This window comes from Candidatus Amarolinea aalborgensis (assembly GCF_900491745.1).
GTDB lineage: Bacteria > Chloroflexota > Anaerolineae > SSC4 > Amarolineaceae > Amarolinea > Amarolinea aalborgensis.
This window is the reverse complement of sequence record NZ_UETR01000023.1, coordinates 1-25,476: the sequence shown is the minus strand read 5'-3', so window position 1 is coordinate 25,476 and position 25,476 is coordinate 1. Positions and strand designations below refer to the sequence as shown.

Sequence of the window (25,476 nt, the reverse complement as noted above, 5' to 3'; positions counted from 1 at the left end):
GCTGAACCTTGTAGGAGGAAGCTGATATGTCTTTTCCACTTCTGACCATCATCACGTTTGCGCCGCTCTTGGGCGCGCTGGTTGTCCTACTTCTGCCCAAGGATAACGAGCGCGGCATCAAGAACTGGTCAGTGCTGATTAGTCTTGTGCCGCTGGCGCTGTCCGTCTTTCTTTGGTTTGCCTATGCCAATACCAGCGGCGGCTACCAGTTCCAAGAAGTTCACAGTTGGATACCGCAGCTAGGCGCATCCTACCACATGGGCGTGGACGGCCTCAGCGTCCCTCTCATCTTCCTGACCGCGCTGTTGACCACGCTGGGGCTTTACTACTCCAGCTTCACGATCAAGCGCCGCGTCAAGGAATTCTTCTTGCTCTTCCTGCTGTTGGAAATGGGCATGTTCGGGGTGTTCGTCTCGCTCGACTACGTACTTTTCTACGTCTTCTGGGAAATTGGCCTGGTGCCGATGTACTTCCTCATCGCCATCTGGGGCCAGCCGAAAGACCGACCGCAGTACGCCGCGATCAAGTTCTTCATCTACACCCTGATTGGCTCCGTCGCCATGCTGCTGGCAATCCTGGGGGTCTACTTCGTCACAGGCACCTTCGATATCGTGGAGGCGGCCAAAGCCAAGCCCTTTGCAAACGATATCTTCCTGGGAAGCCTCGCCTTCTGGGCCTTCTTCCTGGGGTTCGCCATCAAAGTGCCCAGCTTCCCATTCCACACCTGGCTGCCTGACGCCCACACCGCGGCGCCCACAGCCGGCTCGGTCATTCTGGCCGGCGTCCTCTTGAAGCTCGGCGCCTACGGCTTCCTGCGCATCGTGCTGCCCACCCTGCCCAATGCCTTCAAGGCATGGTCGCTCGTGATTGTGGCCCTGGGCGTCATTAGCATTATCTACGGCGCTTTCGTCTGCATGGCCCAATGGGACCTCAAACGCCTCATTGCCTATTCATCCGTTAGCCACATGGGCTACGTCATGTTGGGCATCGGCGCGGCCGCCTTCGGCGTCGGCGCCACCGAACAGGCCACCATCAACAGCCAGGCCATGGCCATCAACGGCGCCGCCCTGCAGATGTTCAACCACGGCATCATCACCGGCGGATTGTTCTTCCTCGTCGGCATCATCTACGAACGCGCACATACTCGTGAACTCAAGAAGTTCGGCGGCCTGAGCGCCAAACTACCCTACTTCTACGGCATCATGCTCGTGACAGCCTTCGCCTCCTTGGGGCTGCCTGGATTGGCTGGTTTCTGGAGTGAGTTCCTGGTCTTCCGCGGCGCGTTCGATCTGGTCAAGGTCTATGCCGCTGTCGGCGTGCTTGGCATTGTCATCACCGCGGCCTACATCCTGTGGAAAATCGTCCAATTCATGTTCCTGGGCGATTATGACCCGCATAAGGTGGATCACTGGACGAACCTGACCACGGGCCAGGAAGAGCACGATCCGAGCGACATGGCGCTGTTCGAGAAGGTCACCATGTGGCCCTTGATCGCCTTCATGGTGCTTTTCGGCGTTTATCCAACGCCGTTGCTCAACTTCTTCAACCGGGCCGCCAATGAACTCTTACAACGGCTCATGTAGCCGAAAGGAGCGCTGATCGTGAACCCTCTGCTGCTCCTGGCACCTGAATTGGTTCTCTTCCTGGCCGGGCTGGTCATCTTTTTGCTCGACCTGATTCAACGCGATACCCCCCGCACGTCCAATACCTTCCAGGCAGTGGCCTTGGTGGGGCTTGTCGTGGCCCTGGTGGCCAGCCTGGCTCTGTTGGGGCAAAACACCACGGCGCTGACGATGATGAGTGTGGATAGCTTTGCGGCGTTCTTCAAAGTGCTCGTCATCATCGCTATGATCCTGGTGGTAGCCGGCGCGGGCGATTACATGAAAGCGCGCAGTCGTCACCAGGGTGAGTTCTACGCCATGCTCATGGCCGCCACCCTGGCCATGGCAATTGCCGTCAGCGCCAACAACCTGGTGCTGATCTACCTCGGCATGGAATTCCTCAGCATCACATCCTATGTGTTGGCTGGATTCATCCGGGACGATAAGCGGTCAAGCGAAGCCGCGATCAAATACTTCCTGTATGGCGCGGTTGCGTCCGGCGTGATGCTCTATGGCCTCTCGCTGCTCTATGGCGCGACGGGATCCGTGTACTTGACCGACATTGCCGCCGCGTTCAAAAACACCAAGAACCTGACGGCCACGTTAGGTCTGCCCGCCGCCATCCTGGTGATTACCGGCTTTGGCTTCAAGGCCAGTCTCGCGCCGTTCCATCAATGGGCGCCCGACACCTACGATGGCGCGCCGACGCCTGTCACAGCCTTCCTGTCCACTGCGTCGAAGGCCACCGGCTTTGCGCTGCTCATGCGCGTCTTGTTGGTCGCCCTGCCTGCGGCGCAGGCGCAGTGGACTCCCATCCTGGCCGGCATCTCGATGGCCACGATGACGCTGGGTAACCTGGCTGCGCTGCGTCAGACGAATGTCAAACGCCTGCTCGCCTACTCCAGCATCGCCCAGGCGGGTTACATCTTGATTGGCCTCGTCGCGGCGACCGCGGCGCCAGGAAAGGCCTTCAACGGCGTCAACGGCGTGCTGATCTACCTGTTCGCCTATCTGTTCACCAATGTCGGCGCCTTCATCACCGTGACAGCCGTCGAAGATGCCACCGGCAGCGTTGAACTCAAGGATTGGTCGGGCCTCATCACCCGCCAACCCTTCCTGGCGATCATGATGCTCATTTTCATGCTCTCGCTGGCCGGCATTCCGCCCACCGGCGGCTTCTTGGGCAAATTCTTTGTCTTTGGCGCCGCTGTCCAAAGCCAGGTGTTCGCGCTGGCCGCGGTTGCCGTTGTCAATGCCGGAATCGCCGTGTTCTACTACTTGAACGTCGTACGCGCCATGTTCTTTGAACCACAGGGAGCGCAGACGGCATTCAAGGTATCGCGGCCCGTCCAGGCAGTCATTGCCGCGGCCGCCATTATGACGTTGGTGTTGGGTCTCTACCCTGGCCCCTTCATCCAGTGGGCCACCCAGGCTGTGCTGCCCATCTTCGCGTCGCTCTAAACCGCCCACCCAGTGGGCCAATGGCAGGCAACTGCGCTGCGGTGCGGCAGCGACAACCAAGCCGCCTAACGCGCGGCTTGGTCAGCGGCGTCACGGTATTGACAAAACATCCCCTCAACATTCCCCCCTGTGCGTAGGAGCGCGGGACACCGTGCTCCTACATTTATATCATATATGAGAAATAGTGTATGCGACGCATCTGGCGTAATTATCGCTTCGAAATCGTTCTAGCTGTCCTGATTCTGCTTGGATTCTTTCTCCTCGTAGAGCGTTTCAACATCCGGCAAACCGTGTGGTTGTGGTTGAGCGCTGCGGGACGCGCGGTGATTGGCGGCATTGCTGCGGCCGTCACGGGTTTGTTCGAATTCCTGGCCAACCGCACAGCTTCCGATCTCACAGGCATCGGCTTGATTGTGGTTGCCGCTGGGCTGCTCATCTGGCGCACCCGCTGGCGCATCATTCGCTCACCGGGCTGGTCCGACAAGGCCTGCCCCAGATGTGGTCAAGAACTCCATCGCATTCACCGCGCGTCGGGTGATCGCCTGATAGGACTGTTCTTACCGGTGCGACGCTATTTGTGCAAAAACCCGGATTGTGGGTGGACCGGCCTGCGCATCAACACATCCCACCGGACGCGCCGGAAATCCTCAGCCGCCAGCGAAGACAGCGCTGATCTAGCTTGAGAATAGGCCACAGATGGCCTGTTTTCATTCCTGGTTCTGCCCCTGGGGTATCAGTAACTAATCTGAATTCTAGGCTCCGCATATCACGAGGTTGAACCTGTGCACCTCAGTCAGTTGAGTTTCGTTCTAACCGACGCCATCCAGTACGGTTTGGGTGATCCCGACATTCGTGTCATCACCGCCGACTCACGGCAAGTGCAGTCCGGCGCGCTCTTTGTGGCCGTAGGCGGCGTCAACGTGGACGGCCATCACTACATCGGCCAGGCGTTGATGCAGGGCGCGGTCGCCATTGTGGGTGAGCGCCCGCCGGAAGAGATTGACGCGTTCCGTGAGGACATTCCCTATCTACAGGTGGAAAACAGCCGCAGTGCGTTGGCTTGGCTGTCCGCAGCCTGGCATGATTTCCCCGCGCGCAAGCTGACTGTGATCGGCGTCACCGGCACGGACGGAAAAACGACCACGAGCACCCTCATTGCGCACATCTTGCGCAGCGCCGGTCGCAAGGTTGGCCTGGTCACCACGGTGCAGGCTGAAATCGGCGGGCAGGCGCTCGATACCGGCTTACACGTCACGACACCCGATGCGCCAGACACGCAGCGCTACCTGGCCCAGATGGTCGCCGCTGGCTGCGACGTGGCCGTGCTCGAAAGCACCTCGCACGGCCTGCATCAGCGCCGTGTGGACGCCTGCGAGTTCGATATCGCCATCGTAACCAACATCACGCACGAGCACCTGGATTACCACGGGACCTGGGACAATTACGCCGCGGCCAAAGCCATCCTGTTTCAGCACTTGAGCGCCTCGGTAGACAAACCAGGTATCACCAAGACCGCCATCCTCAATGTCGAGGATGCCAGCTTTCCCCTCTTGGACGCCGTTCTGAGCCAGGGACGGCCCGACGTGCGGCGTCTCACCTACGGATTGCACAACGGAGCCATTCAAGCAGCCGAGGTGGTGCACGCTCCTGATCGCACCGCGTTCACGCTTGACCTGGGTCACAGCATCTACGAACTGGGTCTGACGGCCGACGGACTGCAGAGTCAGATGACGACCAGCCTGATCGGTGATTTCAACATCTACAATATCCTGGCCGCGGTCTGCGCCGCCCTGGCTGTAGGTGTTCCCTTGCCCGTGGTGCGCGCGGCCATTGCCAGCTTCACCGGCGTCGTAGGAAGGATGGAGCGCATTGATGAGGGGCAGCCGTTCCTGGCGATCGTGGATTTTGCCCACTCGCCAGTTTCCCTGCAGCGCGCTCTGGAGACTGTCCGCCCCTTGGTGGCGCCCGACGGTCGCCTGATCGCCGTGTTCGGCTCGGCAGGCCTACGTGACCGCGGCAAACGCTATTTGATGGGGCATATCAGCGGCCGCCTGGCCGACCTGACAATCATCACGGCGGAGGATCCACGCACTGAATCGCTGGCTGACATCTCGGCCGAAATCGCGCGCGGCTGCCGTGAGGCAGGTGGTGTGGAAGGGACGACATTCTGGCGTGTGGATGACCGGGCCGAGGCGATGGCCTGCGCCTGCCGCCTGGCGCGCCCCGGCGACGTGGTGATCGCCTGCGGCAAAGGACATGAGCGATCCATGTGCTTCGGCGACGTGGAAACGCCGTGGAGCGAACAGGAAGCCATGCGCGCCGCGCTCCGGGCGCTGCAGCCGCCGGCCGCTGGCCGCGGTGATCAGGCCGAGGGTTCACTCAAATGAGCTTGAGGTTAGGCCGCACGTCCAAATCCCAGCCGCTGTGCTCGCCGGCCGCGTAGCGATAAAAGCCCGCGCTGGCAATCATGGCCGCATTGTCTGTGCACAGCCAGATGGGCGGAATCGCATGCGGAACGGGCAGCCGGTTCGTGAGCTGCCGACGCAGTTCGGCGTTGGCCGCCACCCCGCCGCATACGCAGACCTGGCTCACCTTGAAATCGTCAATGGCGACCAACAGCTTGGAGACGAGCGCGTCGGCCACCGCGGCTTGAAAACTTGCCGCGACGTCTGCCGTCGGCACGGCGCCGCCATCGGCCGTCAGCGCACGCGTGAGGCGCAGCACCGCGGTTTTGAGGCCGCTGAAACTGAAATTGTAGCGCTGCTTCTCGTCATGGCGCAGCGCCACCGGCAAGTCGAACCGCTGCGGATCGCCGCTCAGGGCCGCCTTTTGCAGCGCAGGGCCGCCAGGATAGCCCAGGCCAAGCAGGCGCGCGACTTTGTCGAAGACCTCACCCGCGGCGTCATCCAACGTCGCACCCAGGCGTGTGTAGCGGCCATGGTCGTGCATCAGGATCAGTTCTGTATGCCCACCGCTGACGATCAACACCAGGATCGGAAAGGCGCCGACCGTCAGGCCCGCATCGGTTTGCAGCCAGTTAGAGTAGACGTGGCCTTCGAGGTGATTGACGCCCACAAGCGGGAGGCCCTGCGCCCAGGCCAACCCCTTCGCCAGGTTGACGCCCACGAGCAGAGAGCCTGCTAATCCCGGCCCATACGTCACTGCCACCGCTTCGATCTCGCGCCAGGTGACTTGAGCCTGCGCCAACGCCTGTTCGATCACTGGGTTCAGGGTCAGAATATGCTGCCGTGACGCCAGCTCAGGAAAGACGCCGCCATAGGGGCGATGCAATTCGATCTGCGTCGCCACCACGTTGGACAAGATGCGCCGACCATCGCCAACCACGGCCGCGGCCGTCTCGTCACATGATGTTTCGATACCGAGAATTAGTCTTGTCATGCCATCATTCTATACTGCAAGTGGGAATAGACTTCGCTTTTCCGCTGAAGGAAAAAGAGCGCAATTCGTGCCCGCTTGCAGTAGACCTGTTGAATATCGAGCGCCGGCTGCATTATAGCCGCGTTTGCCGATCCTTGCCAGCCACGCGCCCTGGCCCTGGCGCGTCAGGAGCGCCGAGCCTGTCTAGCAGATTGCCAGGCAGCATAAATCAACGCGACCTATTGACGATCCTGGGGAGGCGAATCTTACCTCCCTTTGCACTTTGACCTTTGCACTTTGCACTTCCGGAGACGACCACTGAAAACCTTGATTATTGGCGCCGGGGCCATTGGATGCCTGGTGGGCGCACGCCTGGCGCTGGCTGGACAGCAGATCACGCTGATTGGTCGGCCAGCGCTGGTGGAAGCCGTCCAGGCGCACGGCCTGACGCTGCGCATGGGAACTGAAACACAGACCGCGCCTGCCGTCAACGCTGTGCCATCGGTCGCCGCGGCCTTCGACGCCGCAGCCGCGTTCGACCTCGCCATTCTGACGGTCAAGGCGTATGACACGGCCGCCGTGATGGCGGAACTCGCGCCGTGGCGATCACGGCTGCCGCCGCTGTTGACGCTGCAAAACGGCGTTGGCAACGAAGAGCGCCTGGCTGCGATCCTCGGCGCCAATCGCGTGATGGCCGGCGCCATCACGACGCCAGTCACCGTGACGGCGCCCGGCGTGATCGAGGTCATTCGACGCGGGCGCGTCGCGCTGGCGGCGGTGAACCCAAAGGCGCCGGCCTTTCCCGCGCTCTCCCTGGCCGCGATGTTCGCAGCCGCCGGCCTGCCCGCTGGCGTCTACGACGACTATCGCGCGCTCAAGTGGACCAAGCTGTTGATGAACCAACTGGCCAACGCCACCTGCGCTATCCTCGGCTGGACGCCCAGCCAGGTCATGGCTGATCCGCGCCTGGCGGACCTGGAGATTGACGCCTGGCGCGAGACATTGGCCGTGATGGCGGCGCAACGGATACGCACGGTCACGTTGGGCGGCTATCCATTTCCGTGGTTCGCGCCGCTCATTCGCACGCTGCCCCATGCGGTGATTCGGCGCGCATTGGGCCGTCTGGTGGCCGGCGGCCGCGGCAGCAAAGCGCCCTCGCTCTACCTTGACCTGGAAGCCGGCAAGGGCCGCACCGAGGTGCCATTCCTCAATGGCGCGGTGGTGACCGCCGCTCGCCCCGGCGTCAAAACGCCCGTGAATCGGGTATTGACGGAAACGTTGCAGGCCCTCAGCCGCGGCGATACGCCGTGGGCAGAATGGCGCGATCAGCCCGAGCGGCTCTGGCAAAAGGTGCAGGCAGCGCGGCGATAGGATCGGTTCGCAACCAGATGCAAGGAGATTAGCGCGGGGCAAATTGCCAGATCAGCAGACAGCCAACGGCGCCAATGGCGAGGAATTCAAGCACCACCATGCGACGCCAGGCGCCGGCAATGCCCTGCTGCGCCAGTCCGACCAGCAGGTAGAACATGAGCAGCATGAGAAAGCCGGCCGTCAGGCTGGGCAGCTGCCAGTAGTTCAATGCCCAGGTGGCTTCACCGAGTACGAGGCCGCACAGCAAACCATAGGTGAGCACCTGGCGCAAGGTGACAGACCGCGCCGTGCTCTCCGCCCCGCGCAGCAGTTCGATGGTCAACAAAGCGCCGATGGCCGCCGTCACCGTTCCCGAAAGCACGCTGCGCGCCCGCGACTGGTAAACGATCAGAAACAGGAGCAGCACAACGGCGTAGGTGATGAAATTGAGCGCCACGCGGGACAGGCGATAATAGTGATCGCGCTCATCAATCGTGTGGTAGATGATGATGCTGATCGCGGCCAGCAAGACCCCAATCAGCGCCAGGACGGCGAGCCAGGTGATGCGCCCGGGAATGAGCGTCAGGAGCTGCGCAGCCGTCAGCACCAGGGCGCAGGGCAACGACCACAGAATCCAGGTGTAGGGCAATTCACCCGCCTGGGCCAGTGGATGTGCTCGCACTACGGCTTCGACGCCGCTGGCTGCCAGCACGAGCAGCGGAACCGCCAACAGGGTCGAGGAGTTAATCTCAACACTGAGCGGCGTACCAAAAACGATCCAGGTCAGCGCGCGTGTGGGCAGCTGCAAAAAAAGTTCAGCCGCCAGCATGGCGAGAATCACCCAGAGGTAGATACTGACGCGATCACGATAATCAGGTGCTTGCATTGGGTAGACTCGAATTCAAAATCCCCGCCACGAATGGCACGGAGCCAGCAAATTGTACCCGCCTTTGCTGATTTTTGCCAACCTGAAGGGCGGTGACCGGAGACCGGAGACCGGAGACCGGAGACCGGAGACCGGAGACCAGAGACCGGAGACTCTAGTCCACACATCATCCGTTTTCCACATACCTGATCCCTAATCTCTGATCTCTAGTCTCTGATCTCCAGTCTGCACTTTGCACTTAACACTATGCTCACTATCGTCGTCTTGTTTCTACTCGGCCTGCTGCTGGCCTATGCGATCAATGGACTGGCCGATGGCTGGCCCGGTTGGGTGCGGCCAAACGTGCGACGTCCCGGCAGCGCAGTCGGCAACACGGGTCTGCGCTGCCGGCCGTGGCTGGTTGCGTTGGTCACGGCGTTGGGTCTGCCGTTGCTGTGGCTGGCTGAAGGCTGGACGCCCCGCTTTGGCCTGCACAGCGTCTACCTGGCGGCTGCCATCCTCATTGTCGTGGTTGACGTGGAACGGCTGCGCATTCCTAACGCCATCGTCTACCCTATGCTGCTCACGGCCATGATGGCTGCGGCTGTGGGCCTCGGCCCGCGCGGCGCAGATGGCCGGATGAGCAGCCTGGCCGCGGCGCTGACAGGGGCAGGCGTGGCTTTGATCATCTTTGGGCTGCTGTTTCTGGTCGGCGCCGGCCTGGCCGCACGCCTCAATTCTGGCACAGGTCCAGGACTCGGCATGGGCGATGTCAAGCTGGCTGCGCTGGTGGGCCTGGTGACAGGTTATCCCCGCGTGATCGAAGCCTTGCTCGCGACGCTGGTGGCCGCCGGAGCGGCGGCCGCGCTGATGGTGGGCTGGCAGATCATGCGCAGGCGCTATCGGCCAGGGCAGCCGCTGCCGCTTGGCCCGTTCCTGGTCCTGGGCGCGCTATGGACGTTGCTGAGGTTCAGTTAAGCAGATCCTACATTCTGTGCATCGGAGATTGGATGATGAATTTCAATGAATATCAAAAGGCTGCCTTGCGCACCGCAAACACAGGGCCGGAACGCAGTCGCAGCGACCGCCTGGCAAACTGGGCTTTGGGCCTAATCGGCGAAGCTGGTGAAATTGCCGAGGAAATGAAGAAACATCTCTACCATGAGCACGAGCTTGACCACGCCGCGCTGGTGAAGGAGTTGGGCGATGTGTTGTGGTACCTGGCGGTCCTCGCGCAGGAGGTCGGCGTCGAATTGGAAGAAGTCGCGGCCACCAACATCACTAAATTGCGCCGCCGTTACCCAGATGGGTTCTCCGCGGCGTCCAGCATCCGGCGGGTGGACGAGGGTTAGGCGCGCCGCATGGCTGCCGCCAACGTTTGCCCGAATTCGCGCACGGTCGTGACCGGATCCGGCCCCGCCGCGCGCTTGACGATGCCGGTGCCAACGATGACGCCATCCGCGACCTGGGCCACACTGTGCGCCTGCTCAGGCGTGGAAATGCCGAAACCCACCGCGAGCGGAACGGTGGTCAACGCGCGCACGCGCGCCACGAACGCCGCCAGATCGGCGGGCAGTGCATCACGCGCGCCAGTGACGCCGGTCAGGCTGACCAGATACAGAAACCCTTCCGCCTGCTGCGTCACCATCTGCACACGGGCGGCGGTGCTGGTTGGCGCCAGGAAGCGGATCAATGCCAGGCCGTGATCGCGGCACGCGGCGGCCAGTTCACCGTTTTCCTCAGGCGGCAAGTCAGGCACGATGACGCCATCCACGCCGGCCGCGGCGGCGTCGGCGCAGAACCGTTCAAGGCCGTAGGCCAAGATCGGGTTGAAATAGCCCATGAGGTTGAAACCGGCCTGAATGCCCCGATCCCGCAGCTCGCGCACGGCGGCCAGGCATAAGGCCACCGTGACCCCATGATCCAGCGCATGCTGTGTCGCCTTCTGAATGACCGGCCCATCGGCCAACGGGTCGGAAAAGGGTATGCCCAACTCAAACAAATCGGCGCCCGCCGCAGCCAGGGCCTCCACAAGGGCCAGCGATGTCTCGATGTCGGGATGCCCAATCACCAAATAGGGCATGAAAACCGCCCGCCTCGCTCTCGCCGCCGCCGCAAACACCGCATCCAGATGCGTCACGCCCGCTCCAGCCGCCTCATCCATCACTCATCTCCCTTCCTCTTCAATCTTCAATCTTTCTCTCCCGCATCGCCTTCAACACCGTATCCAAATCCTTGTCCCCGCGGCCGCTCAGGTTGACCAAAATCATTTGATCTTGGCGCATCGTGGGCGCGAGGTCAAGCACATGGGCGATGGCGTGCGCGCTCTCCAATGCCGGAATGATGCCCTCCAGCCGGCACAGCGCCTCAAAACCGGCCAAGGCCTGCTCATCCGTGACGAAGGTGTACCCCGCGCGCTCCTGATCGCGCAGCCAGGCATGTTCTGGCCCCACGGCCGCATAGTCCAGGCCCGCAGAGACCGAGTGCGTCAGCGCGATCTGCCCATCCGCATCCTGCAAGACGAACGTGCGCGTACCGTGCAAAACGCCCAGCCGGCCCTTGCTGGGATCGCTGAAGCGCGCCGCGTGCTCGCCGCCAGCCATACCGCGGCCGCCGGCCTCCACGCCGATCAACATCACCTCCTCGTCGGCCAGGAAGGGATGAAAGATGCCAATGGCATTGGAGCCGCCGCCCACGCAGGCAACGATGGCGTCGGGCAGGCGGCCGGTCTGCGCCAGCATTTGCTGGCGCGCTTCCACGCCAATGATGCGCTGAAAGTCGCGCACCATGCGCGGATAGGGATGCGGCCCCAACGCAGAGCCGAGCAGATAATGCGTGGTGTGGACATTCGTCACCCAATCCCGGATTGCCTCTGTGATGGCATCCTTGAGCGTCTTGCTGCCGCTCTCCACCCCGCGCACCTCCGCGCCCAGGAGTTTCATGCGAAAGACGTTGGGCTGCTGGCGCGCCATATCCACGGTGCCCATGTAGACCACACATTCCAGGCCGAGCAGCGCGCACGCCGTGGCCGTCGCCACCCCATGCTGACCAGCGCCCGTCTCAGCCACCACGCGGCGTTTGCCCATGCGCTTGACCAGCAAGGCCTGCCCGAGCGCGTTGTTGATTTTGTGCGCGCCCGAATGAGCCAGGTCCTCGCGCTTCAGGTAAATCTGCGCGCCGCCCAGGTGCTCGCTCAAGCGGCGGGCATGCGTGAGCGGCGTCGGCCGGCCGACATAGGTCATCAACAGGTCGTCCAATTCCGCGCGGAAGGCGGCATCGCCCATCGCGTCCAGGTAAGCCGCCTCCAGCTCGTCCAATGCCGGCATCAGCGTCTCAGGCACAAACTTGCCGCCGTAGGGGCCAAAATGGCCGGCAGCGTCGGGCGTTTCAATCACTTGGTTCATGCTCACGCTCCTTCAGCGATCATCGCTTGCAGCCAGGGCTCGCACAGCAGCAGGGCCAATACGCTCTGACCATCTTGCATCTCACCAGAACGGGCCATGGACAGGGCTTCGGCCACAGGCGCCGTGCGCACCTGGATGATCTCCGTGCTTTCCAACTGCTGCCGGCCATTCAACTGCACACCAGTCGCAAGAAAGACGTGAGCGCGCACGTTGCTCGACCCAATGCCGGCGTAGTAGCTGCCCATGGGCCGCCAGGCGGCGGCCACGCCGCCAACCTCCTCCGCCAATTCCTCTTGCGCCGCGGCCAACGGTGTCAGATGAGGTTTGTTGCCCAGGCCGCCGGCCGGGATTTCCCAAACCCAATCATCCACAGTGTAGCGGTAGGAATAGATCAGCACGATCTGCCCATCTTCCGTTACCGGCACGACCGAAACGAAGCCGGGGTGCTCGATCTGCGTGAAAGTGATCTCCTGGCCGTCAGGCAGGCGAATGTCATCCTGACGGACGTTGTACCAATGGCTCTGATAAAGATGCCGGCTGGCGCGTATCTGCCAGCCCTGGCGGATCGCGTTCGGCTTGAACGCTCGTTCTGTCATACGTTGCCTCGCTTGGCCTCAGCCACAAAACGTCTCATCTTGTCGTGGTCTTTCTGTCCAGGCGCGGCTTCCACGCCGCTGCTCACATCCACGCCCCACGGTCGCACCTGGCGCACAGCCTGCCGCACGTTGTCTGGCGTCAGACCCCCGGCCAGCAGGATGCGGTAGCGGGGCGCCAGGGCCGCAGCGATTGCCCAATCGCCCACCTGCCCGGTGCCGCCGTGCAGCTGCGGATGGTAGGCGTCGAGCAGCAGCTGCGGCCCTTCGGGCGGGCCGAGGTCAGCATACCATTCGGCCTCTGCGGCCGCCTCGTCCAGGGAGGTGGGGCGCAGCGCCTTGAAGGCCTGGGGCTGGAGCATTTCCAGGAGATGCGGCGGTTCGCCGCCGTGCAGCTGCACGAAATCGAGGCGGCAGCGGCGCAGCGTCTCCTGGATTTCGGGCAGCGGCGCGTCGACGAACAAGCCAACGGTCCTGACCGGCAGCGCCATGTGCTGGATGCTGGCAATGATCGCCGCCGCGTGCGCAGGCTCGACAAAACGCGGCGACCGGGGATAGAAAATGAAGCCGAGCATGTCCGCACCTGCCTCGGCGGCAGCCTGCGCATCCGCCAGGCTGGTCAATCCGCAAATCTTCACCTTCGTCATACGATGCGCCCTCAATAGCTGATGTGCAGCGCCTGCAAGCCGAAGACGATCAACGGCGCCAGGAACACGGCCGGCATCAGGTTGCCGACGCGCACGCGACGTAGATCGAGCAGGAGCAGGCTGATGCCTAAAACGAGCACGCCGCCCGTCGCGGTCATCTCGATGACCCACGGCGTCAGGCGCGTGACTTCGCCGAGCGCCGAGCCAAGCAGGGCGGCAGCCACGGTCACGCTGCCTTGCACCGCCAGAATGGTGAGCGCCGAAAGGATCACACCTGGCCCCAGCGTGGCGGCAAAAGCCAGGGAGGCGAAGCCGTCCAGCAGCGACTTGACCGCCAAGAGTTGGAAATCGCCGGTCAAACCATCCTGGATCGAACCGAGGATGGTCATCGGGCCAATGCAAAAGACCAGGCTGGCGGTGACAAACGCGCGCGTGACGCTGCGTTCGCCGCTGCCCATGCGCTGCCCCACGCGGCGTTCCAGCCAGCGCCCCAGAGCCTCCAGGTGATCTTCCAGGCGCGCCCATTCACCCAGGACGCCGCCCAGGAGCACGCTGAACATGGGGATAAGCACGTTCTTGGTCTGCAAGGCCATGCTCATGCCCACGACGCCGGTCATCAGGCCCAGGCCGGCGAGCACTGTCTCGCGCGTCTTGTCCGGCAGACGGTTGCCCAGCAGGCTGCCCAGGCTGCCGCCGATGACAACGGTCAGGATATTGAGCAGGGTGCCGGTCATGAGGCGGCTGCCAGGCCGGCCTGCGCCAGTTCACGCACACGGCCCGGGCGCGCCGCAGGCGCCGCCTTGACCAGCGACTCGCCCACGAGCATGGCATCCACGCCCAGGTTGCGCAGGCGCCGCACATCGTCGGGCGTATGGATGCCGCTTTCGGCTACGAAAATCACATCCGGCGGCACCAAGGGGCGCAGACGTTCCGTGGTCGCCAGGTCCACGGCAAACGTCTGCAAGTCGCGATTGTTGACGCCGATGATGTGCGCGCCGGCGGCAAGGCCGCGCGTCACGTCGTTCTCGTCATGCACTTCAACCAGCGCTTGCATGTGCAGGCGCTCGGTTTCGGCCAGCAGGCTGCGCAGCTCACGGTCGCTGAGCACGGCCACAATCAGCAGCAAGGCATCTGCGCCGGCTTCGCGCGCGGCCCACACCTGGTAGGGGTCAAAGATGAAATCCTTGCGCAGGAGCGGCAGCGGGCGTCCGGCGCCAACCTGGCCTGGCCGCATGAAATGCTGGCGCACCTGGCTGAGATGTACAAGGTCGCCTTGAAAGAAGCGGGCGTCGGTCAGGATAGAAATGGCGGCGGCGCCGTTGGCGCGGTAGACGTCCGCCAGGCGCACCGGGTCGAAATCGTGGCACAGCAGCCCACGCGAGGGCGACGCACGCTTGATCTCGGCAATGAGCCGTACGCCAGGCGGGCCGCCGACCGGGCGCAGGGCGGCCGCGAAGTCACGGGGCGGCTCCGCAATCGCCGCCGCGGCGCGCAGATCGGCCAGCGGCACCTCATGCTTTTCCCTGGGCAGCTCTGCGCGTTTATGCGCCATGATCTCATCCAGGAACATTCCCCGCTGCATCAAACGCTCTTGCTTTCCCCCGTGAAGCGGGCTGCCCACTCGCCCCTTCGCTTCCTCACCCCCACGCGCGGCGTCTCCCCGTCCATTTTCCATCTTCGCACTTCTCTCTTCCACTCTTTCCCCTGCACTCTACGCTTTGTCTTCAGCATTTTGCGCTCTGCATTTTGCATTTTGCGCTCTGCACTTACGCCCGCTGACTCACCGCAATCAGCTTGTGCAAACTGCGCAGCGCGGCGCCGCTCTCCAGGCTGACCCGTGCGCGGGCCAGGCCATCCGCCCAGTCGCCGCTGATTGTGGTCAGCATGGCGGCCGCGTTGAGCAGCACCACATCCCGCGGCGCGCCCGGCACGGAGCCATCCAGGATGCTGCGCGTGATCGCCGCATTCGCCGCGGCGTCCCCACCCCGCAGATCGTCCAGGGCGGCCGGCGCCAGGCCGAGATCGCGCGCATCGAGATCAAACGTGGTGACGCGCCCATCAGGGTGCAGTTGGCTGACCCGGTTGAGGCCCGTGGTGCTCAGTTCATCCAGGCCGGGTTTGCCGCCTGGGGCCAGGGAGTGAACCACGAATGCGGCGCGGCTGCCCATCCGTCCCAACACGCCGGCCAGTCCCGCGGTCAGGGCAGGATCATAGACCCCGATGACCTGACGCCTGGCGCCGGCCGGATTGGTCAGCGGGCCAAGCAGGTTGAAGACGGTGCGGGCCGCGAGTTCGCGTCGCGGGCCGATGGCGAAGCGCATGGCCGGATGGTGCTTGACGGCAAAAAGGAAACCAATGTTGGCTTCATCAATGCAGGCCGCCACCTGCTCCGGCGTCAAGTCGAGGTTGACGCCCAGCGCGCCCAGCACATCGGCGCTGCCCGATTTGCTGGTGATCGAACGATTGCCATGCTTGGCGACAGGAACCCCCGCCCCCGCCACGACGAAAGCGGCCGTGGTCGAGATATTGAAGGTGCCCGCGTGATCGCCGCCCGTGCCGCACGTGTCTACCAGGTCGTTCGGATCCACGCGGCGGGGCCGCACCGGAATCGCGCTGGCGCGCATCGCCCGCGCGCAGCCGGCAATCTCCGCGACGGTTTCGCCTTTCATGCGCAGCGCCACCAGGAAGCCGCCAATCTGCGCAGGCGTCGCGTCGCCCAGCATGATCTGGTTCATGGCAGCGAACGCGTCATCCTCGCTGAGGTCCTGCCGTTCCAACAGTCTGGCAATTGCTTCTTGAATCATCGGCCCCCCTACCAACACTGAAAGCGGAATGCTGAACGCATAGTACAAAGTGCTGAACAGCGGCCGCGTGGCGCCGTCCCTGCGCCCGCACCAATCCGCACAGAAACCCACCCGCGACCAACTCACTCCCGGTCTCCGGTCTCTGATCTCCGTTCTCTACACTCTCATCCGCTTCAGAGCCAGAAAATTGCGCAGCAGGTCCTTGCCGCCCTCGGTCAAGATGGACTCGGGGTGGAACTGCACCCCGACCACATGCGGATACTGGCGATGGCGCAGTCCCATCACCTCGCCTTCGGCCGTGAAAGCCATCACTTCCAGCGCAGAGGGCAGCGGCTCCAGCACGATCAACGAATGGTAGCGCGTGGCGGTGAAGGGGCTGGGCAAGCCGTTGAAGATGCCGCGGCCGGTATGATACACCGGCGAGGTCTTGCCGTGCATCAGCCGCGGCGCGCGCACGACCTGCCCGCCGAACACGTAGCCCATGCACTGATGTCCCAGGCAAACGCCCAGGATCGGCGTCGTGGCGTAGAAACGCTCGATGACGGCGTTGGAGACGCCGGAGTCCTGTTCAGGCGTGCCGGGGCCAGGCGAGACGATGATGTGGCTGGGCGCCAGCGCGGCCAGTTCATCCACCGTCACCTGGTCGTTGCGCCACACGCGCAGAAGATCATGCGGATCGCCCAGTTTCTCCTGGATGATGATCTCGCCCACATACTGCACCAGGTTGTAGGTAAAGCTGTCGTAGTTGTCAATAAAAGCAATCATCGGCCTCGCCTCCGTGGTTCAGGTCGGTAGCACAAAACCCATCGCCGTCTTTACCCGGTTGGCCGTGGCCGTTGCGCGGGGCCGGACGCTGTCTGCGCCTTGTTTGAGAATGCGATCCAATTCGGCCGGATCATCGGCGTAGGTGCGATAGCGCGCCTGGATTGGCTCCAGCGCCGCGAGGACGATCTCAGCGACCTCCTTCTTCAGAAAGCCATAGCCTTTACCCTCGAAGTGCGCCTCGATGCGCGGCCGCTCCCATCCACTCAAAATCTCAAAGATCGTCAGCAGGTTGAGCACCCCGGCGCCAGCCTCGGCAAAGCGCGTTTCGCTGCCGGAATCGGTCACGGCGCGCATGATCGTCTTGCGCACCAGCTTGGGATCATCCAGCAAATTCACGGCGTGAAACTGGCCCCTGTCGCTCTTGCTCATCTTCTGTTCCGGGTTGTCGAAGCCCATGATGCGCGCGCCGCTTTGGCGAATGACCACCTCGGGCACTACGAAGATGTCGCCAAACAGGAAGTTGACGCGCTGGCTGATGTCGCGCGCCAGCTCCACATGCTGCTTCTGATCTTCGCCCACCGGCACCAGGTTCGTATCATAGAGTAGAATGTCCGCGGCCATCAGCACAGGATAATCCAGCAAGCCGGTGCCTACGCTCTCCTGCTTCTGCGCCTTCGACTTGTACTGGGTCATGCGTTCCAGCCACCCCAGGGGCGTCAGGCAGTTGAGCAGCCAGGTCAGCTCGGTGTGCTCGCGCACGTGCGACTGCACGAAGATCGCGCTCTTCTGTGGGTCAATGCCGCAGGCCAGGTAGAGTCCGGCCAGCTCGCGCGTCTTCGCCAGCAGCGACTGCGGCTCGTACGGAACGGTGATCGCATGCAAGTCCACGATGCAGAAGATATTGTCGTAGGCATCCTGTGACGCCACCCACTGCGTGATCGCACCCAGGTAATTGCCCAGGTGAATGTTGCCGGACGGCTGAATGCCGGAGAAGACACGTTTCTTTTTGGTCATAATTCCTTTCCTTGAGATCAGAGATCAGAGATCAGAGATCAGAGATCAGAGATCAGAGATTAGAGATCGCGGGGGGTGTTGTATCGTAGATAGGATCTGGTTCCTTGACGACGGTTTTGGCGGGGGGCGACAGGTGCTGTTGACGGCGCAGGTCCTTGACGAAAGCGTTGATGCCGCGCGCCAGGTCCTCGAGACGCTGGGCGTCATTGGTGAATTGGTCCGCAGCCATGAGCTCGCGCTGCATGCAGCGGCGCAACCAGTATTTGGTCTCGAACAGGCTGCCGCGGGCGTAGTACAAGAACTGGATCTTGTCGCCGAAATGATAGCGCCCATAGCTCTCGGCAATGTTGGCGCCAATCGAGTCGGCGGATCGCACAATCTGGCTACCGACGGTTTGGCGTTCGAAACTCTGCCATGATTTGACCATCTCCCACACGGCGTCCGCAATACGCTCAGCATCCCTAAGCAAATCCAACTCCTCCAACGTCGTCGCCACAGCCACTTCCCCCGCCTCCCGCAATACGCCTGTCACGATCATGCACAACCTGTCTGAAGCAAGTCACGCCACACCTACCGAACTGGCGATCCTCGCTCTACTCCATCCAACTCCCCCACTCCGGTCTCTGGTCTCCCGTCTCTGGTCTCTATAGTCCATGCTCCGCCTGCTCTACCGCCACCGCTAAGGCTTTGGCCTTGTTCATGCTCTCTTGCCACTCGGCCGTCGGGTCGCTGTCGGCGACGATGCCGGCGCCGGCTTGCAGATAGCAGGTCTTGCCGTGCATGACGATGGTGCGGATGGTGATGCAGGTGTCCATGGTGCCGTCGTAATCAATATAGCCGACACAGCCGCCGTAGGCCCCACGCCGAACGCCTTCCAATTCCTCGATGATCTCCATGGCGCGTACTTTGGGCGCACCGCTCAAGGTGCCGGCGGGGAAGGTGGCGCGCAGCAGGCTGAACGCGTCTTGCTCCGGCCGCAGCGCGCCTTGTACATCGCTGGTGATGTGCATCACGTGGCTGTAGCGCTCAACGTTCATCATGAGCGGCACCTTGACCGTGCCAAACTCGCTGACGCGGCCCAAATCGTTGCGGCCCAAGTCCACCAACATGACGTGCTCGGCGCGCTCTTTGGGGTCGGCCAGCAGCTCCGCGGCCAGGCGGGCATCTTCCTGAGGCGACGCCCCGCGCCAGCGCGTGCCTGCGATGGGGTGTAACTGCGCGGTGCGCCCTTCCAGGCGTACATGCATCTCCGGCGAGGAGCCGACAATGTGTAGATCATCGGCCAACTCCAGAAAGAACATGTACGGCGATGGATTGAGCATGCGCAGCGCCCGGTAAATCGTAAAGGGGTCCGCGTCCGTGTCACGCTGCAGACGCTGGCTGAGCACGACCTGGAAAATGTCGCCCGCGGCAATGTATTCCTTGGCCCGCCGCACAGCCGTTTCAAATTCGGCCTGGCTAAAGTTGCTGCGCCACGGCGCGCCGCTGACCGTCTCTGGGATCACGGGCGGCGTCAGCGGTTGGCGCAGGCGCGCCACGATGCTGTCAATGCGCGCCACCGCGTCGGCGTAGTTGTCGAGCAGGTCGCCTTCGAGCCGCGCATTGGCCAGCACCAGGAGGCGATGGCGCACATGATCGAAGATCACCAGGTTATCGGCCAGCAGGAAAATGTACTCTGGCAGGTGCAGGTCATCGGCCGCGGTTTGCGGCAGCCGCTCGATAAAGCGCACCCAGTCATAGCTCAGAAAGCCCACGGCGCCCCCGGTAAAACGAGGCAGGCCGGGCAGTTCAACCGGGCGCCGGCGATGGAGAAGATCAGCGACGGCGGCCAGGGGATCATCAGGAACCACGCGTGTCTCCAACACCGCGCCGGCCGCGCTCTGGATCGTTACCGTCTCGCCGTGAGCCGTCACCACCAGGGGCGGATGGACGCCAATGAACGAATAGCGACCCAACTGCTCCCCGCGCTCCACCGACTCCAAAAGAAATGACGGTCCGCCATTACGCAGCTTGAGATAGACCGACACCGGCGTCTCCAGATCCGCGGGCAGTTCCTGGTAGACCGGCGCCAGGTTCCCCTGGCCTGTAAGCGATTTGAACTCGTCGAGGGTTGGTTTGACCATGCGGCTTTCTCCTTGGTGCGTCTTGAACGTTCCTGGTAGGCGGCAATCCGTCGGATTACCGCGCAAATCAACGGCAACAAAAAACTCCCGTCCCACGGCAGCATATTGACTGCCAGGGACGGGAGTTGGAATTTCCCGCGGTGCCACCCCGCTTAGGCCGCCAAACTGCGCCTGCCCATGCCAGGCCAGGTTGATGAACCTCACTCGCCAGGTACAGAGCGCATCATCGCCTGCGAAGATGCCTCGATACCGCGCGCCCTGGTAACGGTGGCGTCTCCGGCGTAGCCTACTGGCGTAAGCGTTCGGTACGCAGCTTCCCGGCCCATTCGCTGCCTGCGCGGTTGTCTCCGTTACACCCAGGGGAGACTCTCTGGAACTCGCTTTGGCGGTTACTATTCCGGTTCGTTGCTGATTGTTGTGTTGAATGTGATGGGAATTTACCACACGCGCCTGGCTTTGTCAAACCACGAATTTCAGTTGCCAACTGCGCACGCATGCGCTACAATCAGCCCCACGAATGGCTTACGTGACGGACGGTTACGCCGGCCTGACCTTGCCACTGCAGCCAGCCGGCTGCCGCGGTGGCAACCAATCCTGAAGGAGCTTGCTCATGTTGTCGCCTGATTCCCTGCGTCAATCTCTGACGCGGGTGATTGACCCGGAGTTGTTTCTGAACATCGTAGACTTGGGTCTCGTGTATGGCATCGAGGTCAATCCTGACCAGCAGGTCACCGTAACCATGACGATGACCACCCCGCATTGCCCTATGGGACCACAGATCATCAAAGACGTGACCGAGACGGTGCAGCAGGCAGGCGCGTCAAGCGTCAACGTCAATGTCGTCTGGGAGCCGGCGTGGAGCATTGCACTCATGTCGCCAGCCCTGCGCGCTGAACTGGGCCTGGATGACGAAGAGGCTGTCCTCCCCATTCCACCGCCTCCACCGCCCTCACCGCCGCCGCCAGCCAAAAAACCTGGCCTGTTGACGCGTCTCTTTGGCCGTTAACAGCGACCCGCAAGCAGATTGGCCGTTGCGCCGTTGATAGGGCAAGGCGGCAGCAGCGTTTGTTCTGAATGGCGCAAGTTTGTGAGTATCGGTCAATCATGATATAATTGGACTAATTCGTTGTGTCATTACGCATCGCGTCATGCGCCATGCATATGACCAGCTTGTGTGCCCGTCCTACCCATTCACTAGATTGTTCAGCGTAAACGGATTAACAGAAGGAGGCTCAGTTCGGTATGGCAGAACCCAAAACAGCCAAGAAACCGACCGCTGAGGTGAGCAGCCCCGGCGCCGTGTCTCGCCGTGAGTTTCTCATGTATGCCTGGGGGGCGACCCTGGGCCTGCTGGCGGCCGGAGGCGGCGTTGCTTCATACGCGTATGGCCTGCCTCGTTTCAAAGCAGGCGAGTTTGGCGGCGCGTTCAACCTTGGTCCGGCGTCCGCGCTGCCCCCAGTCAACGCGGCGCCTGTGGCGAATACGACAGGCAAGTTCTGGCTGGTGCACACCGAGGAGGGGGTCAAGGCGCTCTACAAGGTCTGCACCCATCTCGGCTGCCTGTATGAGTGGGATACCCTCAACTACCGCTTTCAGTGTCCCTGTCATGGTTCCCGCTTCTGGCTTGACGGCAGTTTAATGCGCGGCCCTGCGGCGCGTGGTCTCGACCAATTCGTGATTCGGGTCGAGGATGGCTCCGGCAAGGTAGTCGCCGAGACAACCAAGCCAGGCGAGGCTGTAGCCGTGAACGACCCCAACCTGACGATCGTGGTAGACACTGGCAAACGCCTGAGTCGCCCTGGCGCGGTTCCAGTGCCGGCCGGAGAGCAGCAAGCGCCAGCGCCGGGCGCACCGCCGATCAAGAAGTCGTAGTGTTTTAGCGCGCCTCAACGGTTCACTGGAAAGATCGCCTGCTCACAGCCAGCGCTGATCTGACGAACTGTTGAGAAGCCATTCTTCAGAACATTCTCTTGAAGGAGAGCCTTTATGAGTGTTTTGCAAGATCTTCGTAGCAAAGGCATTGGCCCGGTCGCAGCAGCCCTGGCTGATGAAGCGCTTACCCGCTTTACAGCCGGCCTCAGTTGGAACGACCTGCGCGGCATGCTACGCGGTGATCCCCCTGGACGTCCTAATCCCCGCCTCCAGTTACATTCGGAGGCCTTCTGGCTGCACATCAAGCCGTCTTTTTATCACGCCAGCGTCACCAAGTTGACGCATACCTTTCGCATGGGCTGGCTGAGCACCTTCCTCTTTCTGCTCGAAACCATTACCGGCATCTTCCTGATGGTTTTCTATGCGCCAACCCCACGCACCGCCTATGGCGACATGCTGCGGATTCTCAGCAATGTGCCCCTGGGATCGCTGATGCGCGACCTGCATCGCGCGGGCGCGGAAGCGATGGTCGTGGTTGTCATCTTACACATGGCGCGTACGTTCATCACCGGATCGTACAAGAAGCCGCGTCAGTTCACCTGGTTCACGGGCGTCATCCTCCTGCTGGCCACCCTCTTCCTGAGCTTCAGCGGCTACCTGCTGCCGTGGGATCAGTTGGCTTTCTGGGCTGTCACCATCGGCACCAGCATGGCGGAAGCAGTTCCGCCCGCGCCGGTTGGCAACGCCATCAACCTGATCTTGCGCGGCGCACCTGACATCGGCGCCAACGGCTTGCTGCGCTTCTACCTGCTGCACGTGCTCTTCGTCCCGGCCCTGCTCCTGATCTTCTTCTTCGTCCACTACTACAAAGTGGTGCACTTCGGCATTTCGCTGCCGGCACGCGAGGAAGAGGTTGGCCAGGACACCGGCAAGCGCGTGCCCGCTGACAAGCGCGTCTACTTCCTGCCAGACGTGATGGTGGATGAGTTGATGTTGGTCGCGCTGAGCGTCCTGGCGATGGTGGTCTATGCCACATTCTTGTACAATGCTCCGTTGGAGCATCACGCGAACCCGCTGGTGACACCCTTCCATACCACGGCGCCCTGGTACTTCCTCTGGATTCAGGGTTTGCTTAAACTGGGGGACAAAACGCTCATGGGCGTGGTCTTGCCGGGCGTGGTTTTCGGCGGGCTGGCCATTCTGCCCTACGTAGATTTCAACCCCAGCCGCCGCGCCAGCGACCGCAAGTTGATCTTGTCGGCCGGCGTGGTGTTCGCGCTCTTCATGGTCATCCTGTCCTACATGGGCACTCCCTACTACGGTGTGGCTGGCGTGCCCGCGCAGGAGGTGATCCAGGAATTCATCCCGGTGGAAGGCGTCGGCCCGGTGCGCGGCCTGATGTATGAAGAACTGCCGGTCGGCCAGTACGATACCGCAGACCCGGCGTCCTATCCCAAGGAAGGCGAGTTCGCCAAGATATTCGCTGAAATGAATACCGAGATCAAGAAGCTGTCTCAAGGTCTGCCCAACGGCCACGCCGTGGTGGTGATCGAAGACTGGCAGGATGGTCTGAAGAAGCTGACGATGCGTATCCTGTGGGACAACACATCGAGCGGCCAGACAGATACCTTCGAGAAGATCATCTATGTACACCGTGATTCAATCTACCGTGAGTAGGCGAGGAGAATAACAACCTATGAAACTCGTGCAAATTACGGTAGGCATCGTTGCTACCATTCTGACCCTGGTCATCTTGCTGGTTGTCGGCCTTGGCGAGCCGAACCGCATGGCCGCAGAAGAAGCGTCGCAGAAAGGCAAATCCATCGAGGAAGGCGCTCTTCTCTTCGGTGAATACTGCAAACCCTGCCACGGCCCGCAGGCCAAAGGCATCCAGGGCCTGTGCCCGCCGCTCAACGATCAATACTTCTTCAACGGCCGGTTGAAGGAAGTTGGCTACCCCGGTTCCCTGCGTGATTATATCAGGTCCACCATTTCTGGTGGACGCCTGGTCTCGACTCGTCCAAACCTCTACGCCGGCGCCATGCCGCCGTGGGCGCAGGATTTTGGCGGCCCCTTACGCCCAGATCAGATTGACAACATCACGGACTATCTCCTCAACTTCGAGAAGACAGCCGGCCAGGAAATGGGCATGCCAACGCCAACACCGCCGCCTAACGATCCGGTGGCGCGTGGCAAGGCCATCGTGTTGGGCAAAGGCACATGCGGCGGCTGTCACAAGATCGAAGGCACCAGCGCCGCGGGCGCCGTCGGCCCCGAGCTGACCAAGATTGGCTCCACTGCGGCCACCCGTGTGCCGGGCAAGACGGCTGAGGAATACATCCATGAATCCATTGTCAACCCCAGCGCCTTCGTCGTGCCGGGCTTCCCGGACAACATCATGCCGAAGACCTTCGGCCAGGCGTTGACCGCGGATGAACTCAATGACGTGGTTGCCTATCTGTCCACGCTGAAGTAATCGCCAATGCAGGCGGGGTTGGCGTTATGTCCACCCCGCCTGCGCAAGGGAGATAAGTCATGAACAGCAAGCGTGTGACCGCTTTTCGAATATTCAGCCCGCGCAGGCCCGAAATCTGGCTTGGTCTTGGGCTGATGCTGGCGCTTCTCGTGGTCGGCGTCGCGGGCGCACAAGGCGGCGGCGATAAAGCGCACGGCGCTCAACTCTATGACGCCAACTGTGCGGTGTGCCACGGCCCAGATGGCAAGGGTCGCGTGGGCGCCACGCTCTCCAGTGTCTTTTCTTCGATCCAGCCTGACGCGTTGATTCGCCAAACGGTCGCCAACGGTATCCCCGGTACGGCCATGCCGGCCTGGCTGCAGCCATCCGGCCCGCTGAGCGAGCAGGATATCAGCGACTTGGCCGCCTTCATCGAGAGCCTGAGCGGTGGGCGCCCCAGCGACTTCCCGACGCCGGCCCTCAAAGAGATCACACCCATCCCCACCCTGGCCGACGTCGCGGGCGACCCCACGCAGGGCGCGGGGTTGTATGAACAAAACTGCGTCATGTGCCACGGCGACAAAGGCCAGGGCCGCATTGGCGCGCGGCTGTCCAAGGCGTTCGCCGGCATCCGCCCCGATCTGTCGGTGCGCAGCACGATCGTGAACGGCATTTCTGGTTCGGCCATGCCAGCCTGGTCGCAGGCCAAGGGCGGGCCGTTGACCGACGCCGAGGTCAATAACCTGACGGCCTACGTACTGTCGCTGGCGCCGGTTGCCAGCACAGAGGCTACCGTCGTCCCCACGCCAGTCCCAGCGCAGTCGGGCGTTTGGCTGCCCGGATGGGCCATCGCCGGTCTGGTGGGCATTCTCTTGCTCCTGGCGGTTGCGGTGGTCATTTTCGCACGCGCAGCATAAATAGCCGGGCAAACGGCATACAAAATCCGTGTTCAGCGGTGTTGATGCGTGTCCCATGAGGACACGGATTGATGCAGATGAACACGGATTTTTTGTCCCGGCCAGGCGGCGCTGCCTTCGCAGGTCCGGCCTCCTGGCCGGACAACGCTGGCATAGGAGAGCGCCGCCCCCTCGCAGGGCTGCGACAGGGTAACGCTCTCAGAGCCACACAACATCGTCACCGGTTG

26 protein-coding genes are annotated in these 25,476 nt (G+C 62.4%); 12 read left to right on the top strand and 14 right to left on the bottom strand.

Features of this window, described 5'->3' with window-relative positions; translation table 11 throughout:
- Positions 1–26: 26 nt before the first annotated feature.
- The 4 genes from ACPQ6D_RS18850 to ACPQ6D_RS18835 all read left to right on the top strand — a co-directional run bounded on the left by ACPQ6D_RS18850 (position 27) and on the right by ACPQ6D_RS18835 (position 5,449).
- Positions 27–1,583: a complex I subunit 4 family protein gene (locus ACPQ6D_RS18850; RefSeq protein ID WP_423225895.1), complete on the top strand. Its 1,557-nt coding sequence runs from the start codon at positions 27–29 to the stop codon at positions 1,581–1,583.
- 18 nt (positions 1,584–1,601) lie between these two features.
- Positions 1,602–3,062, top strand: a complete 1,461-nt coding sequence (locus ACPQ6D_RS18845; protein ID WP_423225894.1) for an NADH-quinone oxidoreductase subunit N — start codon at positions 1,602–1,604, stop codon at positions 3,060–3,062.
- A gap of 188 nt (positions 3,063–3,250) precedes the next feature.
- Positions 3,251–3,745 (top strand): hypothetical protein, encoded by a 495-nt coding sequence (locus tag ACPQ6D_RS18840; RefSeq protein WP_423225893.1) that lies wholly within the window; start codon positions 3,251–3,253, stop codon positions 3,743–3,745.
- A 99-nt stretch (positions 3,746–3,844) separates the two neighbouring features.
- Positions 3,845–5,449 carry a UDP-N-acetylmuramoyl-L-alanyl-D-glutamate--2,6-diaminopimelate ligase gene (locus ACPQ6D_RS18835; protein ID WP_423225892.1) on the top strand — a complete coding sequence of 535 codons (1,605 nt, stop codon included), beginning with the start codon at positions 3,845–3,847 and terminating at the stop codon, positions 5,447–5,449.
- Here ACPQ6D_RS18835 and tsaD read toward each other — a convergent pair.
- Entirely contained in the window at positions 5,442–6,461 is a 1,020-nt protein-coding gene (gene tsaD / locus ACPQ6D_RS18830) for a tRNA (adenosine(37)-N6)-threonylcarbamoyltransferase complex transferase subunit TsaD (protein ID WP_423225891.1), read from the bottom strand. The genes ACPQ6D_RS18835 and tsaD overlap by 8 nt on opposite strands.
- A 306-nt stretch (positions 6,462–6,767) precedes the next feature.
- Between tsaD and ACPQ6D_RS18825 the strand changes: the two genes are divergently transcribed.
- A complete protein-coding gene (locus tag ACPQ6D_RS18825) occupies positions 6,768–7,811 on the top strand; it encodes a ketopantoate reductase family protein (RefSeq protein WP_423225890.1) in 1,044 nt (347 codons plus the stop codon).
- A 28-nt stretch (positions 7,812–7,839) separates the two neighbouring features.
- On the opposite strand, the gene ACPQ6D_RS18820 is transcribed toward ACPQ6D_RS18825, so the two are convergent.
- The gene (locus ACPQ6D_RS18820; RefSeq protein WP_423225889.1) at positions 7,840–8,676 is read right to left on the bottom strand and encodes a DUF5656 family protein; all 837 of its coding nucleotides are present in this window, start codon (positions 8,674–8,676) and stop codon (positions 7,840–7,842) included.
- Positions 8,677–8,922: 246 nt separating this feature from the next.
- Between ACPQ6D_RS18820 and ACPQ6D_RS18815 the strand changes: the two genes are divergently transcribed.
- Both ACPQ6D_RS18815 and ACPQ6D_RS18810 read left to right on the top strand, forming a co-directional pair.
- Positions 8,923–9,633 (top strand): prepilin peptidase, encoded by a 711-nt coding sequence (locus ACPQ6D_RS18815; protein ID WP_423225888.1) that lies wholly within the window; start codon positions 8,923–8,925, stop codon positions 9,631–9,633.
- Positions 9,634–9,665: 32 nt separating this feature from the next.
- Positions 9,666–10,007 (top strand): nucleoside triphosphate pyrophosphohydrolase family protein, encoded by a 342-nt coding sequence (locus tag ACPQ6D_RS18810; RefSeq protein WP_423225887.1) that lies wholly within the window; start codon positions 9,666–9,668, stop codon positions 10,005–10,007.
- Here ACPQ6D_RS18810 and trpA read toward each other — a convergent pair.
- The 11 genes from trpA to trpE all read right to left on the bottom strand — a co-directional run bounded on the left by trpA (position 10,004) and on the right by trpE (position 20,005).
- On the bottom strand, positions 10,004–10,795 hold the full coding sequence (trpA, locus tag ACPQ6D_RS18805) for a tryptophan synthase subunit alpha (protein ID WP_423225915.1): 792 nt from the start codon (positions 10,793–10,795) through the stop codon (positions 10,004–10,006). The two genes, ACPQ6D_RS18810 and trpA, sit on opposite strands and share 4 nt — an antisense overlap.
- Before the next feature lie 43 nt (positions 10,796–10,838).
- Positions 10,839–12,059: a tryptophan synthase subunit beta gene (gene trpB / locus ACPQ6D_RS18800; protein WP_423225886.1), complete on the bottom strand. Its 1,221-nt coding sequence runs from the start codon at positions 12,057–12,059 to the stop codon at positions 10,839–10,841.
- Positions 12,060–12,061: 2 nt separating this feature from the next.
- Positions 12,062–12,655 carry an NUDIX domain-containing protein gene (locus ACPQ6D_RS18795; RefSeq protein WP_423225885.1) on the bottom strand — a complete coding sequence of 198 codons (594 nt, stop codon included), beginning with the start codon at positions 12,653–12,655 and terminating at the stop codon, positions 12,062–12,064.
- Positions 12,652–13,299 carry a phosphoribosylanthranilate isomerase gene (locus tag ACPQ6D_RS18790; protein ID WP_423225884.1) on the bottom strand — a complete coding sequence of 216 codons (648 nt, stop codon included), beginning with the start codon at positions 13,297–13,299 and terminating at the stop codon, positions 12,652–12,654. Before ACPQ6D_RS18790 ends, ACPQ6D_RS18795 begins: the two co-directional genes overlap by 4 nt.
- A gap of 11 nt (positions 13,300–13,310) precedes the next feature.
- Positions 13,311–14,033 (bottom strand): DUF554 domain-containing protein, encoded by a 723-nt coding sequence (locus ACPQ6D_RS18785; RefSeq protein ID WP_423225883.1) that lies wholly within the window; start codon positions 14,031–14,033, stop codon positions 13,311–13,313.
- The gene (gene trpC / locus ACPQ6D_RS18780) at positions 14,030–14,869 is read right to left on the bottom strand and encodes an indole-3-glycerol phosphate synthase TrpC (RefSeq protein WP_423225914.1); all 840 of its coding nucleotides are present in this window, start codon (positions 14,867–14,869) and stop codon (positions 14,030–14,032) included. The genes ACPQ6D_RS18785 and trpC overlap by 4 nt, the downstream gene beginning before the upstream one ends.
- A gap of 196 nt (positions 14,870–15,065) precedes the next feature.
- Positions 15,066–16,103, bottom strand: a complete 1,038-nt coding sequence (gene trpD / locus ACPQ6D_RS18775; RefSeq protein WP_423225882.1) for an anthranilate phosphoribosyltransferase — start codon at positions 16,101–16,103, stop codon at positions 15,066–15,068.
- A gap of 156 nt (positions 16,104–16,259) precedes the next feature.
- On the bottom strand, positions 16,260–16,868 hold the full coding sequence (locus tag ACPQ6D_RS18770) for an anthranilate synthase component II (protein WP_423225881.1): 609 nt from the start codon (positions 16,866–16,868) through the stop codon (positions 16,260–16,262).
- 18 nt (positions 16,869–16,886) lie between these two features.
- Positions 16,887–17,882, bottom strand: coding sequence for a tryptophan--tRNA ligase (gene trpS, locus ACPQ6D_RS18765; RefSeq protein ID WP_423225880.1), 996 nt, complete (start codon positions 17,880–17,882; stop codon positions 16,887–16,889).
- Between the two features lie 52 nt (positions 17,883–17,934).
- Positions 17,935–18,378 carry a four helix bundle protein gene (locus ACPQ6D_RS18760; RefSeq protein ID WP_423225879.1) on the bottom strand — a complete coding sequence of 148 codons (444 nt, stop codon included), beginning with the start codon at positions 18,376–18,378 and terminating at the stop codon, positions 17,935–17,937.
- A gap of 148 nt (positions 18,379–18,526) precedes the next feature.
- On the bottom strand, positions 18,527–20,005 hold the full coding sequence (gene trpE, locus ACPQ6D_RS18755; protein ID WP_423225878.1) for an anthranilate synthase component I: 1,479 nt from the start codon (positions 20,003–20,005) through the stop codon (positions 18,527–18,529).
- A gap of 610 nt (positions 20,006–20,615) precedes the next feature.
- On the opposite strand from trpE, the gene ACPQ6D_RS18750 reads away from it, so the two are divergent.
- The 5 genes from ACPQ6D_RS18750 to ACPQ6D_RS18730 all read left to right on the top strand — a co-directional run bounded on the left by ACPQ6D_RS18750 (position 20,616) and on the right by ACPQ6D_RS18730 (position 25,249).
- A complete protein-coding gene (locus tag ACPQ6D_RS18750) occupies positions 20,616–21,011 on the top strand; it encodes a metal-sulfur cluster assembly factor (RefSeq protein WP_423225877.1) in 396 nt (131 codons plus the stop codon).
- Positions 21,012–21,247: 236 nt separating this feature from the next.
- Positions 21,248–21,877 (top strand): QcrA and Rieske domain-containing protein, encoded by a 630-nt coding sequence (locus tag ACPQ6D_RS18745; protein WP_423225876.1) that lies wholly within the window; start codon positions 21,248–21,250, stop codon positions 21,875–21,877.
- A 114-nt stretch (positions 21,878–21,991) separates the two neighbouring features.
- Positions 21,992–23,554 carry a cytochrome b gene (locus tag ACPQ6D_RS18740; RefSeq protein ID WP_423225875.1) on the top strand — a complete coding sequence of 521 codons (1,563 nt, stop codon included), beginning with the start codon at positions 21,992–21,994 and terminating at the stop codon, positions 23,552–23,554.
- Between the two features lie 19 nt (positions 23,555–23,573).
- Positions 23,574–24,353: a c-type cytochrome gene (locus tag ACPQ6D_RS18735; protein ID WP_423225874.1), complete on the top strand. Its 780-nt coding sequence runs from the start codon at positions 23,574–23,576 to the stop codon at positions 24,351–24,353.
- Positions 24,354–24,412: 59 nt separating this feature from the next.
- Positions 24,413–25,249 (top strand): c-type cytochrome, encoded by an 837-nt coding sequence (locus ACPQ6D_RS18730; RefSeq protein ID WP_423225873.1) that lies wholly within the window; start codon positions 24,413–24,415, stop codon positions 25,247–25,249.
- A 32-nt stretch (positions 25,250–25,281) separates the two neighbouring features.
- Here the strand turns inward: ACPQ6D_RS18730 and ACPQ6D_RS18725 are convergent.
- The coding region (locus ACPQ6D_RS18725) for a hypothetical protein (RefSeq protein ID WP_423225872.1) at positions 25,282–25,476 on the bottom strand (195 nt) is incomplete at its 5' end.

Bases quoted from the DNA above. Each gene is read 5' to 3' on its own strand.
- tsaD (WP_423225891.1), bottom strand. From the start codon at position 6,461: ATGACAAGACTAATTCTCGGTATCGAAACATCATGTGACGAGACGGCC.
- ACPQ6D_RS18840 (WP_423225893.1), top strand. From the start codon at position 3,251: ATGCGACGCATCTGGCGTAATTATCGCTTCGAAATCGTTCTAGCTGTC.
- ACPQ6D_RS18810 (WP_423225887.1), top strand. From the start codon at position 9,666: ATGATGAATTTCAATGAATATCAAAAGGCTGCCTTGCGCACCGCAAAC.
- ACPQ6D_RS18750 (WP_423225877.1), top strand. From the start codon at position 20,616: ATGTTGTCGCCTGATTCCCTGCGTCAATCTCTGACGCGGGTGATTGAC.
- ACPQ6D_RS18850 (WP_423225895.1), top strand. From the start codon at position 27: ATGTCTTTTCCACTTCTGACCATCATCACGTTTGCGCCGCTCTTGGGC.
- ACPQ6D_RS18730 (WP_423225873.1), top strand. From the start codon at position 24,413: ATGAACAGCAAGCGTGTGACCGCTTTTCGAATATTCAGCCCGCGCAGG.
- ACPQ6D_RS18795 (WP_423225885.1), bottom strand. From the start codon at position 12,655: ATGACAGAACGAGCGTTCAAGCCGAACGCGATCCGCCAGGGCTGGCAG.
- ACPQ6D_RS18815 (WP_423225888.1), top strand. From the start codon at position 8,923: ATGCTCACTATCGTCGTCTTGTTTCTACTCGGCCTGCTGCTGGCCTAT.
- ACPQ6D_RS18770 (WP_423225881.1), bottom strand. From the start codon at position 16,868: ATGATTGCTTTTATTGACAACTACGACAGCTTTACCTACAACCTGGTG.
- trpD (WP_423225882.1), bottom strand. From the start codon at position 16,103: ATGATTCAAGAAGCAATTGCCAGACTGTTGGAACGGCAGGACCTCAGC.
- ACPQ6D_RS18820 (WP_423225889.1), bottom strand. From the start codon at position 8,676: ATGCAAGCACCTGATTATCGTGATCGCGTCAGTATCTACCTCTGGGTG.
- trpB (WP_423225886.1), bottom strand. From the start codon at position 12,059: ATGAACCAAGTGATTGAAACGCCCGACGCTGCCGGCCATTTTGGCCCC.
- trpS (WP_423225880.1), bottom strand. From the start codon at position 17,882: ATGACCAAAAAGAAACGTGTCTTCTCCGGCATTCAGCCGTCCGGCAAC.
- ACPQ6D_RS18745 (WP_423225876.1), top strand. From the start codon at position 21,248: ATGGCAGAACCCAAAACAGCCAAGAAACCGACCGCTGAGGTGAGCAGC.
- trpE (WP_423225878.1), bottom strand. From the start codon at position 20,005: ATGGTCAAACCAACCCTCGACGAGTTCAAATCGCTTACAGGCCAGGGG.
- ACPQ6D_RS18790 (WP_423225884.1), bottom strand. From the start codon at position 13,299: ATGACGAAGGTGAAGATTTGCGGATTGACCAGCCTGGCGGATGCGCAG.
- ACPQ6D_RS18740 (WP_423225875.1), top strand. From the start codon at position 21,992: ATGAGTGTTTTGCAAGATCTTCGTAGCAAAGGCATTGGCCCGGTCGCA.
- trpC (WP_423225914.1), bottom strand. From the start codon at position 14,869: ATGTTCCTGGATGAGATCATGGCGCATAAACGCGCAGAGCTGCCCAGG.
- ACPQ6D_RS18785 (WP_423225883.1), bottom strand. From the start codon at position 14,033: ATGACCGGCACCCTGCTCAATATCCTGACCGTTGTCATCGGCGGCAGC.
- ACPQ6D_RS18735 (WP_423225874.1), top strand. From the start codon at position 23,574: ATGAAACTCGTGCAAATTACGGTAGGCATCGTTGCTACCATTCTGACC.